This is a genomic window from Celeribacter litoreus (genome assembly GCF_020165855.1).
GTDB lineage: Bacteria > Pseudomonadota > Alphaproteobacteria > Rhodobacterales > Rhodobacteraceae > Celeribacter > Celeribacter litoreus.
Genome location: NZ_JAIUFY010000011.1, coordinates 184602 through 200442 on the forward strand (window position 1 = coordinate 184602; position 15841 = coordinate 200442).

A 15841-nucleotide genomic window follows, 5' to 3' on the forward strand; every position below is an offset into this window, starting at 1 on the left:
GAGGGCGACACAGAAAAATTTGAGACACTCTTACCGAGGGAAACACCTTGCATCTGAACATCATTGGAACACGTGGCGTTCCAGCCGCTCACGGCGGCTTCGAAACATTCGCAGATCACTTGTCCCGGTATCTCGTCAAGAAGGGCTGGTCGGTGAATGTCTATTGCCAAGATGATGATGCGCTCTTTTCAGAAGGTGAACAAGATGTCTGGGAAGGCGTGACAAGAACGCATTTTCAAGTCAAACGCAGCGGTCCGGTTGGCACAATGGAGTTCGATCTCAAATGTGTTAAGCATGTTTTGAAAGAGCCGGGGATCGACCTCGTTCTCGGATACAATACAGCTGTCTTTTGTCTTTTGGAGCGCTTTAAAGGGCGTCGCATCCTGATGAATATGGATGGTATCGAGTGGAAGCGCACCAAGTGGGGGATCGTGCCGAAAGTTTGGTTCTATCTGAATGAACTTATCGGGGCCAATCTCGCTCATGTGCCCATTGCGGATCACCCGGAAATTGCCAACCACGTGCGGGCGCGGTGTTTCAAGACCCCGGTCATGATCCCTTACGGAAGCGACGAAATTTCGAGCGCCCCGTCCAAGTGTCTAGAGACCTACGGCCTCGAATCTGACCGTTACTTTGTTTCGATCGCACGTATTGAGCCGGAAAACTCGATTTTGGAATTGGTGCAGGGCGCAGCCTCTTTGCCTGACGGTTTCAAGATGATGGTGCTCGGCAAGTTCGATCCTGAAAACGCTTATCAAAATGCCGTCAAAGCTACTGCAGGTCCGAATGTCGTGTTCCCGGGCGCAATCTACGAACCGGAAATTGTGCAGGCGCTTCGTTTCCATGCGCGCGGGTATATTCATGGTCATCAGGTCGGGGGAACCAACCCCTCTCTCGTTGAGGCGCTCGGTGCCGGAAACGCCGTTTTGGCCCATGACAACAAGTTCAATCGTTGGACGGCCGGTGCGGAGCAGTTCTATTTCTCGAATGCGGAAGACGCCGCACAGCAAATTATCCGTATGTGCAACGATTCTGACGCCGTGGCGACAGCGCAAGCGGCAGCACGGTGCCGTCACCGCGAGAACTTTACTTGGGATCATATTCTGGGCACGTATGAGAAGGCTCTTCTGGAGCAGGTGAAAAAGGCCTGAGCCGGGTCATAATCGCATCCTCCATCGTAGAAAATGGACGTCGTGCCGTGTCTTGTGGTGAGTGTGTTGCGTCTGTGAGACGGGGGCGAACGGTCGGTTAGGCCATGTTTTGCCTTTTGGAGTGATATTTCCTCAAGCGTCGGCGGTGTGGCCGAATTGCTTGCTAGAGGAGATAGAAATGATAAACCCATTTATCGGGCGTGCTGCGCCTTTGTCCGGGCCTGCAAAGGACGTCTTCCCGATCACGCCCGACGATGCACTGGATCTGCCGAATGTTGCCGTTGCACTCTACGTCGAAACCGGCGGTGCGCTTCGCATCACAACGGTCTCGGGAGCGATCCGAACTCTCTCGGTTGACGACATGTGCATCCTTCCGGTCGGGGTTCTGCGGGTGCATGCGACCGGGACGACGGCGTCCGCAATTCACGGGTTTTCGCTCGCATGAAACTGTGTTGTGATCTCTCAATGACATCGCGGTCTCGTCGATCACGATGGGCCGCTCCATACGAGCGGAATGGAACACTTCCGAGGGCTGTCGCAGACTATGAGAATGATCGTTTTGGCGGTGCAAATCGACGTTTTTTCGAAGAGTTTCACAGTTTCTCACGACCTTCCGACGCGTGGCATTTTGATGCCGAAGGCAATGCGACGCAAGTCGGTGCTGATCAGGCGCGCCGCACCGCGAGTTTTGGAGACGGGACGCGGCGCGGGCTGCTTTTGGAAACCGAGCGTCGAAATGAGTTGCCTTACTCGAACATGGATGGTGCCGTGCCCGGAAGCCTCGTGAGCGGCGGTGCTTTGCCCGTAAACTGGGCGGTTTCAGGCATTGCTCAGTCTGCTCTGACCGTCGAAAATGTGTCCCTTGTCAACGGCCTGCCGAACCTTCGATTGCGTGTGAGCGGCACTTTGCAAGGGACGATGTATGTGTTTTTGTCGTCCGCAACGTCCATTCCAGCGTCGGTTGCCGAGACGTGGTCTCTGTCGCTATGGGCCGGACTTGCCTCCGGTTCAATGACCAATGTCTCCGACATCTCTCTGCATGCATCCGGCTGGACCAGTGGAGCGGGTTATGTGAGCGGTTCTCCTTTTTCCGGCCTGGACTTCTCAACGGTGTTGAGCGCGAATCCGGTATTGTTTGAGTGTCAGGGATCTCTCTCCGGCGCTCAGACCGAGTGTATCCGTCCTGCATTGCGACTCGCTGCGTCGGGCGAAATTGACCTGACACTCGATCTCTTGATGCCGAATGCGACCGATGGAAAACGTGCCTTCGCGGGCCTTCCCACGAGCGCAATTTCTGCTCAGCAATCTGCCGAAAACATCGTGATCACGGGGATCGCCCCTGCAACCTACGATGTTGTCGTTCGCTCAGAGGCGCTCGGCGAAAGTGTACGGTCAAACGAACAGGTCACGGATGCCTATTGGCCCAAGGGAGTCTCGGATGACATTGTTAGATCTGTTTGTTTTTACCCGCCAGGCACTCAGTAAAGCACCTTTCGCCTTTGATCTAAGGGCCGGTGTGATAGGCTGCTTTAAGCAGATAAAACAAGAAACGGTTTGGGAATGTTGACAGTACTTTGCGTTCATCAGGGCACGGAAAAATACGGATCTGACAAGAGCTTTATAGCCGCCGTTTCAGCGCTTGAGGCGGCGTCGGGGATCGACACTCAAATCCTGCTTCCGGGCAGCGGTGGGATCGACGATCTCATCAAGGACGCAAAGCTGTCACCGGCGCACTCCCGATATCTTTGGGTCTTGCGCAAAGCCGGATTTGTGAAATCCATGACGCTCGGTCTGCCGCGCAATCTGGCCGCACTTTTCAGGGCGATGAGCGACCTGAAAAAATATGACCTTGTCTATGTCAACACGGCTGTCATCGTCGATTTTCTTTTCGCCTCAATCCTGACACGGCGCCGAGTGATCGTGCACGTGCGAGAAATTCCGGTGGGAATGGCGATGACAGTCATTCGCAAGCTTCTGATCCTTGCGAAGTCGCAGGTCATTTTTAACTCACATGCGACGGCAAAAGCGTTCGACCTGCCGAAGGGGCAAGATCAAGCGGTCGTCTATAATGGGTTTGAACCTCCAGAGCCGTTCGAAAAGGCACCGTATGATGGCGAGCGCCCCTTACGCGTTTTGTGCATCGGTCGTCTGAACGCGTGGAAGGGGCAGGAAGTGCTCGTGCAGGCCTGTGCGCTGCTCTCTGAAGAAGAGCGCAAACAGCTTAATGTCCGGATCGTCGGCGGCGTTTACAAAGACCAAACCCACTTTCGCACCAATCTCGAGAAAGCGATCGAGACCGCACATCTTTCCGACACGATTGTCATGCAGGATTTTGTGGATGATCCGGCGAGTGAATACATCAATGCAGATGTTGTCATTGTCCCCTCGACGCTCCCCGAACCCTTCGGGCGCGTGGCAATCGAGGGCATGGCCTATGGGGCCTCTGTTGTCGCGTCCGATCACGGTGGGCTGAGTGAAATCGTTGTTGATGGCGAAACCGGCACATTAGTGCCGCCAAATGACCCTGAACGCCTCGCAGAAGCCCTTCGAATCGCATTACACACCCCCGCTCTGGTGCGTGCGCAAGGCGCGGCTGGTCAGAAACGGTTCACGGATGTGTTTACGCAAAAACAATGCGATGAAAGTTTGATAAAAAGTATCAACTTGGTGGAGAAGAAATAGCATGGGTCAGAATGAAAATGCTTCCGATACTAACGAAATGCATACTGCGTTTCTGGTGATTGGGTCTATGAAATCTGGGACCTCGTCATTCTTTGACGACCTTGCAAAACATCCTGATATTTTTCGGCCCGCTACCAAAGAACCCGATGATCTTGCATATGATGCCGTGCTTCTTCCTGCGGGCAAAAAGAAGTATCTGGATCTTTTCGCAAAAGCATCTCCCAATCAGCTGATCGGCGAAGCTTCGACGATCTATACGAAATTTCCCCACTTTGAGAATTGCCCAGAACGGGCCAGAGTTGTGCTAGGTGAGGGGGTCAAGCTGATTTTCCTCGGAAGAGACCCGTTGGATCGCTTGAAAAGCCATTACAAACATGAAGTCCAGAATGGGAAGATCGATCGTCCCTTGTCCGAGGTTCTAGACAATTGGCCAATTCTTTTTGATGTGTCCAATTACGACATGCAACTTGAGGAATGGCTCAAAGTTTTTCCCCGTGAGCAGATGCTTGTTTTGCGCACTGAAGAATACATTGAGAATACGCACGATGTGCTTAACCGGGCTGCAGAATTTCTCGGAATTCCTCCGTTTGATAAGGCCATTCTTCATGAGACAGGCGGTGTTCGGAATGCCTCTGCGTCCAAACGTCAACCCCGCGGCCTGATGCGAACGATAATGTACTCAGACTTCATGCAGAGAAAACTGAAACCGCTTATGCCAAATAAGCTTCGGCAATTTTTGCAGGTTCTTCTAATTTCCAAAAAGGCACAAAGCTTTGATGTGTCGCTATCACCTGAGAGAGAAGCCGATCTGAGGAAGATGCTCGAAGGCCGAACGCTGCTGTTCAGGGAAATGGCTGCGCAAGACTGCACAGCCTGAAAGTTCAGTCGCTGGAGCGCCAACCCTTAAGGAACTTAATAGAACGAAACTTCCATGAGTGAAGCAGCGACAAATACAGCATGTAGATTTTGGGCATTACATTCATCTGGTTGCGATCAGAATGCATCCTCAAATATGACCAGCGCCTGTTTCTAAAGCGGAAGAGGCGTTGATCAAGCGGCAAATCCTCCCGCAATGCGGACTCATGGGCGATGCTTTCTTCGAGAATGACAAACGCGGGTTCGAGGTCCCGGAACTTCAAAAAGAAATCCGTATCAATCGCATAGAGCCAGAGGTTCTCATTGAAACGAATAGTGTGGGTGTCAAACAGGCTGCGCCGGATGACAAGGCCGCTTGTGACGACTGTTCGTCCTGCCGTCGGCTGACGCCCGGAGGTGAGCGTGGCAGGTTGCGAGCCTTTGTAACTGTTAAAGCACCCCGGCGACATGACCTCACCATTGGCATAGACTTTCGGCGCGAACAGATAAATCGACGGCTCCGCCGAAGCGGTCTCTTGTGCTGTCTTCAGGTAGGTGTCTGACAAATCGGAGTCTTGATCGAGCAAGACAATCAAGTTTTCAGAGCTTTCACGAATGGCCGTGTTGTAGAGTTTGGAGAGCGGTGTGTTCTCCGGTGTGTGCCGATAGTCAACCTGCGCAAACCGTGACTTGAGCTCTGCAACAGAGACATCGTCCCACATCGAAATGGGACTATTGTCCCAAATCAGCAGTGAAATATCCGAACCATCACAGGCTTGGCGGGCCAACGTCTTGAGCGTTCCACTGTCGCGCATATTGGTTTTGTAGAGGACAACCAGGACGAACATACTCATAATTTAGGCCTCTTCAGATTTCATGACGACTTCTCATAGTTCAGTTTTGCTCTCGCGAGATAGGCAAATAGGAAGGTCAGATAATAAGGTTTCCCACCGACCGAGTAGTGAAACGCGAACACAAAAATGGACGCGAGAATCAGATAGACCGTAATCTCACTCCATATGCGTGTCTCTGTGCGCATCATCGGAACGCGCAGGTTTTGTGAAATCGTGACCAATGGGCGAAAAATGAGGCCAAAATATATGATTGATAAGATGCCATATGTATTAAAAACAGAGACATACAATGTGTCGCGATATGTTGGCGAATTGTTGGAAACCGCACCTGTCCCGTAACCTTGGGGGCGAAACTCCCCCAAGACGGACACATATTGAATGATACGCCCACGGGTTGAGGCGTCCCACAGGCTCGGTGTGAGTGCGACGACTAACAAGAAAACGATGGCTGTCAGCCCCGGTATCCACGCAAGCCGAGTAATCTTTTTGAGGCGGAAGGTGCGTGCAAAGAAAAAGAGCGCGGCCGCAAAGAGAAACGAGATGATGCCGGAACGTGTCTGTGACAGGAAAACCGCATAGATGTTCGCGACAAGGACGATGAACAACAGAAGTGCTCGGACGCTATTGTTGCTGCGCACAAGTCCGACGAATGCCGCAATAGCCATGAGCGCACTCAGAAAACTATACTCGACCGAGGATATAAGAACGCCGGTGGCACGTAAGGCGCCGTCTCTCAGGAATTGATATTGGATAAGCCGTTCAGCTGTATCGAGTTCGAGTTTTCGTGCGGCGACGAAATCGTAGTACCAGAGTTCTTTGTACTCGGTTCCGACGTGCCACGCAGTCCAGATTGAATAGCCCACCGAAAACATTGAGGCGCTGAGGATTGCTGCGAACACAATCATGTAGTTGTGAGCCCCGGACACTCGCGGCATCAGAAAGATACAGGGCAGCAAAAAGGGAAAAATATACCGGCGGGTGGTCCCGTAAATTTGGGCGAGTCCGTCGCCGCTGACAAACGCTACGGCAATGCCGAAGACTGCAATGACAGAAATACGGATAAAGTCTTTGCGTAGCTGCGTGTCAATTCGATGTCGTAAAAAGAGCAGTCGCGTAAAGCCGATCACCAAGAATATTTCTTGCCACGCCTTTAGGAGAACGGCGTAGGGACTATTAACATCATTAAAAAACTGAATCAGCACGAAATCAGTGAAAACGATAAAGAGCGCGTAGAGCATTATGAACGCTGGAAACGCCCAGTACGCCGCTGCAGCGGCATATACATAAACTCCCACAACGACCAGAAAAGCTAGAAATTCCACATTAAAGCCTTTTCATACTCGTGGCTGGTCTTGGAGTGAGTGAGGTAAAATCTGTCGCATGTGACATGATAGGCGATGACTGTTTTTAGTTTTGCTCGAAAGAACTCAAATTCTTGAGATCGTCTGCATAATAGTCTTCCACGAAAGTTCGAACATAGTCGAGTTGCGCGAGATCGATGCCGCCAGACTTTCGCTCCTTGAAAACAAATTTCATCTTTCGATTTCATGATAAGTTAGCTTCAGACCTGCCAAAAGTATGAACACCAAGCCAAGAATGACAAAAGTCTTCGCAATCAACCCTGTGTAAAAAACTGATATCAGAACCAGAAATGTTGCTGCCAGCGCAAGAACATCGACGGCGAACTCTCGGAAATCGCGGGAAATATAGCGCGACACAAAATGTCTCAGAATAATCATGTTCAGGCACACTCGCGTGGTCCATGCAAGCGCCACGCCAATCAGCCCAAGCCAATTGATGAGCGCATACAGGAGGATCGCATAAATCGGCAGTTCAATTAAGTTAGCATAAGCCGTGAGTTTTGCGTGCCCTTTCGCTTGAAGGGTGTTGAAGGCTGCTCGAGCAACAAAGTTACAGATTAGGCCGGCCGACAAAATGCTCAGGAACTTCCAGCTATTTTCTGCAAAGTACTCTCCGAGCCAGAGGCTGAGCACTGATTTACCTAGGGACACGATGCAAATCGCTACCAAGATCATGAATCCCCCGAGGATTGCCTCAGAGGTTCTGTGAAGCCGTCTGAAGCCTTCAAAATTGCTGCTTTGCTCGCGAGATGCTTTCGGGAATATGACTGCGAAAATCGCTTCGGGAATGATCGACAGCCTGGAGATCACGTCATAGGGGGTCGTATAGAACGCGACACTTGCTGGACCGGAAATTGCCGAAACGATAAAACGGTCGAAGTAGACCATTATTGGGGACACGAAATTCGATACTGTCATCCATCCTGCCATCTGCATTGACTTGAGCGGTGATATCCACCCTTTGAAGGCAAAAAAGTTATTACTTTTGAATGTGTTAAAGATTATCAACAGTGGAATTGCGAGGATCATATACCTGAATATACTTATTGCCATGACAGCTGTCGGAAGGTCCGCAGAGACAAACTTTGCTGCCAGGGCAGGGCCAGCAAAAACCCAGGATCCTACAGCTGCCCTTAAGAGTGCTGCTGCTGTAAATTTGCTAAACGCCTCTAAAAGGCCGCGCGCTGCTCCAAAGAAGATTACGGAAGGAATCGTTATCCCCAACCAGAGAAGAGCATGATTGAAGTCATCGCCCATTTCCTCGGGCACATTGAGCCATTGATGGATGTTTGTCTGCGATAGCACAAGGATTAGACAGCACCCGATCGCTGCAAAAATAATCAAGAGTGCAGTGATTGAACGAACTGTACTCCAAATCTTGTCAAACTCTTTGGCAGCTAAGCAAATGGAGACCTCACGCGTCATTACACGTCCGAGCCCGAGATCGAAAATACTAAAATATCCGATCAACACCCAAACGAGGCTCAGGTATCCAAACGCTTGCAGTCCCAGGGTCTCAATGAGATACGGGATGCAAAATATGGCGAGGCCAAACGGTATAAATGCAGTTAAGATATATGTTATAACTGCTGCGTAGGTTTTGTTCATAAGCCTGACAGTCGTAAGTGAAGATCGCGAAAGATCGCGATCATCTTGCGGTTTCACTTTCCAAGAGTCTCATCAAATACCGACCATATTCGGTTTTTTTGAAGGTTTCAGCATGTTCCCGCATTTTCTCATCGTCGATCCAGCCTCGCTGATAGGCGATCTCTTCGGGGCAGCCGGATTGCATGCCTTGGCGCATTGAAAGCGTGCGCACGAAGTTCCCTGCGTCGAGGAGTGATCCGTGCGTACCGGTGTCGAGCCAGGCATAGCCGCGGCCCATGCGTTCGACGGACAACGTGCCGTCTTTCAGATAGCTTTCGAGGAGGGTGACGATTTCGAGCTCGCCACGCGGGGAGGGCTTTACTTCTTTGGCACGACGCGGGGCATCGCCGTCGAGGAAGTAGAGGCCTGTCACGGCGTAGTTCGATGGCGGGACGTCCGGTTTCTCAATAATTTCTTCGACTGTGCCTTCGGCATCGAATTTGACCACGCCGTAGCGCTCCGGATCGGCGACGTGATAGCCGAAGACTGTGCCGCCTACGTCTTTCGAATCCGCCGCATTGAGCATCTCGGGCAGGCCGTGACCGAAGAAAATGTTGTCGCCCAAGACCATCGCGGACGGCGCGCCGTCGAGGAAGTCTTCGGCAAGGATATAGGCCTGCGCGAGACCATCAGGCGATGGCTGGGTGATGTAGGTGAGGGACAGACCCCATTGCGAGCCGTCACCGAGCAGGCGTTTGAACTGATCCTGATCCTGTGGCGTTGTGATCATCGCGATCTCGCGGATGCCGGAGAGCATCAGAACGGACAGCGGATAATAGATCATCGGCTTGTCATAGATCGGCATGAGCTGTTTGGAGACGGCCATGGTCAGCGGGTAAAGGCGCGTGCCCGAGCCTCCGGCGAGGATGATCCCTTTACGGTCTGTCATGATGTCGTCTCCACTTCACTCAATACTTGCGCAAGCCCTGCGCGCCAGTCGGGGCGGTCGATCCCGAATGTGTCTTTTGTCGTGCTGCAATCCATCCGGCTGTTGCCCGGGCGTTTTGCTGGCGTGGGGTAGGCGGACGTCGGGATGTCCTCGACCGTCATCTCTTTGCCCGCCTGCGCAAAAATCTCGCGGGCGAAATCGGCCCAGCTCACATCCGGTGCGCCCGAGAAATGATAGGTGCCGGATTTGCCCGCATCCGCGAGCAATTGCTCGGCGATGGACACACAGGCTTTCGCGATGTTGCGGGCCGGGGTGGGGCCACCGATCTGGTCCGCCACCACCGTCAGCTTGTCGCGCGATTCCGCGAGGCGGAGCATGGTCTTCACAAAGTTGCCGCCATGCGCCGAGAACACCCAAGACGTGCGCAGGATCGCAAACACGCAGCCCGCTTCACGAATGCCGTTTTCACCTTCGAGCTTGGTTTCGCCATAGGCGCCGAGCGGACCGGTCGGATCGGTCGTTTTGAATGCGGTCTCTCCCGCGCCGTCGAACACGTAATCCGTTGAGATATGAACGAAAGGAATGCCCATCTCGGCACAGGTCTCCGCCATCTCGGTGGGAGCCGCCGCATTCACGAGCGTCGCAACCAGAGTGTCGTCCTCGGCTTTATCAACCGCCGTGTAGGCCGCCGCATTGATCACCGCCGCAGGTTTCAAATCGCGGATCTGAGCCGCACAGGCGCGCGGGTCCGTGAGATCGGCTTCATCGCGCCCGAGAAAGCGGGCTTTGGGCAGGAGTAGCTGCAACTCGGTCGCAACCTGTCCGGTTTTGCCGAAGACGAGGATCATGCCTTGACCCCCAGACGCTCGCCAACGCCGTGACGTTCCTGAAGGGCGCGCCACCAGTCCTCATTGTCGAGATACCACTGAACCGTTTTGCTCAGGCCCTCTTCGACAGTCACAGACGGACGCCAGCCGAGTTCTTCGCGGATGCGGGTCGGGTCAATCGCATAACGCGCATCGTGCCCAGGACGGTCGGGCACAAAGGTGATCTGATCGGCATAGCTGCCGCTCTCTTTCGGCTGTTTCTCATCGAGAATGCCGCAGAGCGTTTTGACGAGTTCGAGGTTCGTCCGCTCGTTCTCGCCGCCGATGTTGTAGCTGCGGCCAAGTTCGCCCTTTTCTACGACGAGCAAGAGCGCATCTGCGTGATCCTCAACATAGAGCCAATCGCGAATGTTCGATCCGTCGCCGTAGATCGGAAGCGGCTTTCCTGCGAGGGCGTTGAGAATGATCACGGGGATCAGCTTTTCGGGGAAGTGGAACGGGCCGTAGTTGTTGGAGCAGTTCGTCAATACGACCGGCAGGCCATAGGTCTCATGCCATGCGCGGACGAGGTGATCGGAGCTTGCTTTCGACGCGGAGTAGGGCGAACGCGGATCGTAAGGTGTCTCTTCGGTGAACTGCACCGACCGATCGGCGGGCAGGGAACCGAACACCTCATCGGTCGAAATGTGGTGGAAGCGGAAGCTCTCCGGCTTGCCGCTCTCGACCCAATATTTGCGCGCCGCTTCCAGCATGTTGAACGTGCCGGTGATGTTCGTCTCGATAAAGTCGCCCGGCCCGTCGATGGAGCGGTCAACGTGGCTCTCCGCCGCGAGGTGCATCACGGCGTCCGGTTTATGCTTGGCGAACACGGCATCGAGACCCGCGCGATCACGAATGTCGACCTGTTCGAACGCATAGAGCGGGCTTTCTGCGGCATCAGCGACGTTGTCGAGGCAGGCTGCATAGGTGAGCGCGTCGACGTTCACTACTTCATGACCGCGACCTACTGCGAGACGCACGACTGCCGAGCCGATAAATCCGGCGCCACCTGTGACCAATAGTTTCATAGCTTGTCCTTTGTGAAAGGCGTCACAAACTCTGCGAGGGTCTGTGCCTTTTCGTCTTTCTCAGAGATCGCCGGGGTGATCCCCTCAAGCGGCCAGTCAATGCCGCAGCTGTCCCATTTCACAGCGCCGTCGCATTCTGGCGCATAGTGATCAGTGCATTTGTAGATAATTTCGCTGTCCGGCTCCAACGTCATAAACCCGTGCAGGAAGCCCGCGGGAATCCAGAGCTGTTTGCCATTGTTGAAAGAGAGCTCTTCGCCAACCCATTTCCCATAGGTGTCCGAGCCTTCTCGCACGTCCACAGCAACGTCAAAAATCCGGCCCTTGCCACAGCGGACAAGCTTGCCCTGTGCGTGCGGCGGGCTTTGGAAGTGAAGGCCGCGAACCGTGCCGACTTCACTCGACAGAGAATGGTTGTCCTGAACAAACTCGGGCAGGAAAAGCCCCGCGTCTTCGAGTTTCTTCTTGTTCCAGCTCTCGGAGAAAAAGCCGCGATGATCCCCGAAGCGGGGCGGTGTTATAATAACGACGTCTTCAATGGTCGTGCGTTCGATCAGCATAGTGTCTTCACCAGATCTGTTACATGTCTCAAACTCAAACTCAAACTCTGCTGAACCCGCATTCAGCATCTAGTATGGCCCGTCCGGGCCGTTCGTTATTCCTCTGGTCTCATCAATCTTCCAGTATAGGCATCGACCCGCCCAAGCGCGCCTTGCTAGCCGTTTTGTCTTTCATGTTGTAGGGGCAACTCCATCTTGGGTCGCCCCCAGATAAGCGTGACCAGTTCCGCGAGAGAAAGGCGCCCCATTGAAAAAGTCTCGTATGATTTTTGCAGGGCTGAAACCAAAAAACTGATTCTTTGCTCGAAAAGTTTCGCCGCGTTGCAGAAAGCCATCATGTGGCCACAATCCGTCAGTTTTTTCAGTGTCAAGACGCGAAGAGAGTGCGGGGGGAGAACACCATATCCCCACCTCTCGTGCAGCGTGCGGAGCGGACGCCAAGGCATTAAAAACTGCACGCCAGCTGATCACTCTTCTTAGAAACACACGTACCCCCTAATCTTGAGGCGTGTATATCTTGCTTGACCGGTCAGTAAAACAAAACCCAGTCTCTGGGATCGCAAAGATGCCGAATTTTTGTCCGACGCTTAAAGATTGACCATGCGTAAACCTGTGATGAGCTGTTGTTATCTTCGGCAGGTATCACTTTCGTATGTCCCGCAGCTTTGACGGGAAATTTCTACATGCTAGGCTATCCTTCACGCGAAGCGGAACGTTAATCATCTTCGGATGGTTGCCTCCTGACCTATCGCAATAGGCATTGCGACTCCCCGCTCTGATGATGCATTTTAAACAATAGATTGTGTTAGATAAACTTTCTCAGCGCCTCGCGGTTTCTTCAGAGCACTTCGAGAACTACCCTTTGGGATATACATTCGACGAGTGCGACAGCTTTTGCCTCGCTCTTTGCCTGCGAATAAATCCGGAATTCCGGCGCATTGCCGGAGGGACGCAGATGCAGGACGTCTCCACTCTCAAAGTCGATGCGCAGCCCATCGGTGAGGTCTGTAGCAGCAATCGTCCCGAACGGCGCGAAAAAGGTCGACCGTTTGGATTCATCGCCGATCAACCCGTTGAGGAAAACCTCTGCTTTTGCGCGATCGATCTCCTGAACGCGGTCGGCCGCAGTGAAACAGGGCGGCAGGCTGGTCATGACTTCCGACAACGGCTTTCCGGCCTGTTGAGCGGCGATGAGGGGCGCGATGATTGGCAACATACAGTCACGTGTGGGCAGTGGGGACAAAGGGCCTGCAACCTGCGCCTCAAACCCCAACAGGAAGCCTCCATTCGCCTCGAAGCCCACGACTTCGGGATTTGCGGCCTCTCCCATGCCCGCGATCACAAAAGGAGACCCGATCCGAGTGAGGATCACCTCTTCAAAGTCAGGGAGGCAGCGCACCATATCGTTGGAGGAAACGGGTGTTACAACGGATTTTGCGGCCAGAAGCCGCGCAGTCAGAACTCCGAGAATGTCGCCGGGGATCACCTTCCCCGTCTCATCTGTCAGCATCGGTCGATCAGCATCGCCATCGGTCGACGCAATTGCATCGAGACCGTTTTCCTGACACCAACCCCGTAGCTTTTCGCGGGTTTCAGGATCGACCGCTTCCGTGTCGACGGGAATAAACGTGTCGGAGTTTGCAAGGGGCACGACCTCCGCGCCGAGCCCGCGGATCACCGCTTCCATCGTGTCGCGCGCGACCGACGAATGGCGGTACACCCCGATTTTGAGCCCCTTCAATGCGCTTGCGCCGAAGGCCTCGAGATACCGGGCAATATAAGGTGTTTCCGCGTCGATCTTGTGAAGTGTGCCGGAGGCGGTTCCACAGTAACGAATTTGCGCCACATAGGCCTCGTTGATAGCTAATTCGTCCTCTTTCGAGACCTCGCCATCGGGCAAATAGAATTTCAATCCATTGCGGTCGGCGGGAATATGGCTCCCTGTGACCATGATGGCTGGCGCTTTCGCCGACATGGAGGCCAGCGCGAGGGCAGGGGTCCCAAGTGCGCCGCAATCGACCACGTCGACACGGGAGGCCCGAGCTGTCTCAAGGATCACCTTAGCAATGTGCGGAGAAGACGGACGCAGGTCACGTCCGAGGTAGAGCGTATTGTGACCAGTGCTGCTCAGGAAAGCATGCAAATAATCCGCGACAAGTTCGTCGGTCAGCTCGGTCACGAGGCCGCGCAGACCGCTGCTGCCGAATTTAGGAGCCATCGTGCTTTATCCTTTCGCACCCTGTCCGCGCGAGTAGACATCTTCGTAACGGATGATGTCATCCTCACCGATGTAGGAACCCGTTTGCACCTCTATCAAAACCATTGGCACTTTGCCGGGGTTTTCCAGACGATGAACCGCGCCGAGCGGGATATATACGGACTGGTTCTCGCTCACGATATGCACTTCGTCATCCATCGTGACGCGCGCCGTGCCCTCGACCACGATCCAATGTTCGGAGCGGTGAAAGTGGCTTTGCAGGCTGAGCGCTGCGCCGGGTTGAACGTGGATACGTTTCACCTGAAAACGACCGCCGACTACGAGGCGCTCGAACCAACCCCACGGGCGATGATCTTTCTGGAATTTCTGCGCCTGCTCCGCACCTTTGGTCCGAAGTACTGATACGGCTTTTTTCACGTCTTGCGCACGCGACATATCCGCGACGAGCACGGCATCACTCATCGCAATCGCCATCACATTTCTAAGGCCGATCCCGACAATCTCCAGATTTTCGCTATCGGAGCGGAGTAGGCTGTTTTCACATTCGATTGCCGTCGCGCCGCCGAAGGTCACGACACCGCTCTCATCCGGTCCTGCTTCACGCCAAACCGCATCCCAACCGCCGAGATCGGACCAGCCGCCATCAAACGGCACAACAGCGAGATTGTCTGTCTTCTCCATCACGGCGTAGTCTATCGAGATGTCCTCCGCCTTCGCCCAGCTTTTCGGGTCCAGACGCAGGAAGCCGAGATCGACCTGAGCCGCAGAGACAGCGGTGCTCACCGGCTCGTTCAGTGCAGGAGCGAATTTTGTAAATGCTGCGATGATGTCTTTCGCCTTGAACAGGAAAATACCAGCATTCCATAGGTACGTGCCAGCGGCCACCATTTCGGCGGCGCGGGCGGCATCAGGCTTTTCGACGAACTGTTTGAGGTCGACAGTTGCGCTCGAAGCCTCCGGTTGGGCGATCAATTCAAGATAGCCATAGGCCGTCTCCGCATGAGTCGGCCTAATTCCGAAGGTGACCAGTTTGCCTGCCTCGACAGCGGAAAGGCCACTCTCGATCGCTGCATGAAACGCACTGACGTCGGGCACCACTTGGTCCGAGGGCGCCACCAACATCACGGCCTCCGGATTCTTCGCAAAGTGATAAAGTGCCGCCGCAAGAATGGCGGGCGCAGTGTTTCGGCCTGCCGGTTCGATCAAAACTGCGCCGGGATCAATGCCGATTGCAGCAAGTTGTTCGGTCACAATAAAGCGGAAATCCGAGGCTGTGAGAACCGTTGGCGCCGCAAAGTTCAACGCCTTGTGTGCCCCGCTCAGCCTTTTCACAGAAGCCTGAAAAAGGGACTCTTCATCGACTAAAGGCACGAACTGCTTTGGATAGCTTTTGCGTGACAGTGGCCAAAGTCTGGTGCCGGATCCCCCGCACAAAATGATCGGCGTGATGAGTGGCATCGATCGTTCCTAAATGACGAAACACTGGTTTTCTTATGTTTCGTCGATTTTGGTGAATCGAATGTTAACGCGGGAGACTGTCGCTTCCGTCAGATGCAAAATCTATGACGAGGCGCATTCGCTCATTTCTCAGCTCGCCACGACTTTTAGATAGCTCCGGCAATCCGCAATTTCGGGGGTAGCTCAAAATGTCGGAGCGTGCTTTTCCCAAGAAGAGCTTTGGCAGCCGAGTGAAGCTTGAATGCAAACTAAACACTCTCTCCACGTCAACA

General features: G+C 53.8%; 15 protein-coding genes. 5 read left to right on the forward strand and 10 right to left on the reverse strand.

Annotated elements, in window-relative coordinates; genetic code table 11:
* Positions 1–47: 47 nt before the first annotated feature.
* The 5 genes from LA304_RS11370 (at position 48) to LA304_RS11390 (ending at position 4710) form a co-directional block, all read left to right on the forward strand.
* Positions 48–1151, forward strand: coding sequence for a DUF1972 domain-containing protein (locus LA304_RS11370; protein WP_224503278.1), 1104 nt, complete (start codon positions 48–50; stop codon positions 1149–1151).
* Positions 1152–1329: 178 nt separating this feature from the next.
* Positions 1330–1596, forward strand: coding sequence for a spike base protein, RCAP_Rcc01079 family (locus LA304_RS11375; RefSeq protein WP_224503279.1), 267 nt, complete (start codon positions 1330–1332; stop codon positions 1594–1596).
* A 272-nt stretch (positions 1597–1868) separates the two neighbouring features.
* Complete coding sequence (locus LA304_RS11380) at positions 1869–2636, forward strand: hypothetical protein (protein ID WP_224503280.1); 768 nt, start codon at positions 1869–1871, stop codon at positions 2634–2636.
* A 75-nt stretch (positions 2637–2711) separates the two neighbouring features.
* Positions 2712–3833 (forward strand): glycosyltransferase family 4 protein, encoded by a 1122-nt coding sequence (locus tag LA304_RS11385; protein WP_224503281.1) that lies wholly within the window; start codon positions 2712–2714, stop codon positions 3831–3833.
* Position 3834: 1 nt separating this feature from the next.
* The gene (locus tag LA304_RS11390) at positions 3835–4710 is read left to right on the forward strand and encodes a sulfotransferase domain-containing protein (RefSeq protein WP_224503282.1); all 876 of its coding nucleotides are present in this window, start codon (positions 3835–3837) and stop codon (positions 4708–4710) included.
* A gap of 4 nt (positions 4711–4714) precedes the next feature.
* On the opposite strand, the gene LA304_RS11395 is transcribed toward LA304_RS11390, so the two are convergent.
* The 10 genes from LA304_RS11395 to LA304_RS11435 all read right to left on the reverse strand — a co-directional run bounded on the left by LA304_RS11395 (position 4715) and on the right by LA304_RS11435 (position 15569).
* Positions 4715–5542, reverse strand: a complete 828-nt coding sequence (locus LA304_RS11395) for a glycosyltransferase (protein ID WP_224503283.1) — start codon at positions 5540–5542, stop codon at positions 4715–4717.
* A 20-nt stretch (positions 5543–5562) separates the two neighbouring features.
* Positions 5563–6864 (reverse strand): hypothetical protein, encoded by a 1302-nt coding sequence (locus tag LA304_RS11400; protein ID WP_224503284.1) that lies wholly within the window; start codon positions 6862–6864, stop codon positions 5563–5565.
* Between the two features lie 85 nt (positions 6865–6949).
* On the reverse strand, positions 6950–7078 hold the full coding sequence (locus LA304_RS17855; protein WP_263491385.1) for a hypothetical protein: 129 nt from the start codon (positions 7076–7078) through the stop codon (positions 6950–6952).
* Positions 7075–8568, reverse strand: a complete 1494-nt coding sequence (locus LA304_RS11405; RefSeq protein ID WP_224503285.1) for an oligosaccharide flippase family protein — start codon at positions 8566–8568, stop codon at positions 7075–7077. Before LA304_RS11405 ends, LA304_RS17855 begins: the two co-directional genes overlap by 4 nt.
* Complete coding sequence (gene rfbA / locus LA304_RS11410) at positions 8552–9439, reverse strand: glucose-1-phosphate thymidylyltransferase RfbA (RefSeq protein WP_224503286.1); 888 nt, start codon at positions 9437–9439, stop codon at positions 8552–8554. Before rfbA ends, LA304_RS11405 begins: the two co-directional genes overlap by 17 nt.
* Positions 9436–10287 carry a dTDP-4-dehydrorhamnose reductase gene (gene rfbD, locus LA304_RS11415; protein ID WP_224503287.1) on the reverse strand — a complete coding sequence of 284 codons (852 nt, stop codon included), beginning with the start codon at positions 10285–10287 and terminating at the stop codon, positions 9436–9438. The genes rfbA and rfbD overlap by 4 nt, the downstream gene beginning before the upstream one ends.
* Positions 10284–11333 carry a dTDP-glucose 4,6-dehydratase gene (rfbB, locus tag LA304_RS11420; protein WP_224503288.1) on the reverse strand — a complete coding sequence of 350 codons (1050 nt, stop codon included), beginning with the start codon at positions 11331–11333 and terminating at the stop codon, positions 10284–10286. Before rfbB ends, rfbD begins: the two co-directional genes overlap by 4 nt.
* Positions 11330–11893 carry a dTDP-4-dehydrorhamnose 3,5-epimerase gene (gene rfbC / locus LA304_RS11425; protein WP_224503289.1) on the reverse strand — a complete coding sequence of 188 codons (564 nt, stop codon included), beginning with the start codon at positions 11891–11893 and terminating at the stop codon, positions 11330–11332. Before rfbC ends, rfbB begins: the two co-directional genes overlap by 4 nt.
* Before the next feature lie 838 nt (positions 11894–12731).
* The gene (locus LA304_RS11430) at positions 12732–14111 is read right to left on the reverse strand and encodes a phosphomannomutase (protein ID WP_224503290.1); all 1380 of its coding nucleotides are present in this window, start codon (positions 14109–14111) and stop codon (positions 12732–12734) included.
* A 6-nt stretch (positions 14112–14117) separates the two neighbouring features.
* Positions 14118–15569, reverse strand: a complete 1452-nt coding sequence (locus tag LA304_RS11435; protein ID WP_224503291.1) for a mannose-1-phosphate guanylyltransferase/mannose-6-phosphate isomerase — start codon at positions 15567–15569, stop codon at positions 14118–14120.
* Positions 15570–15841: the final 272 nt, after the last annotated feature.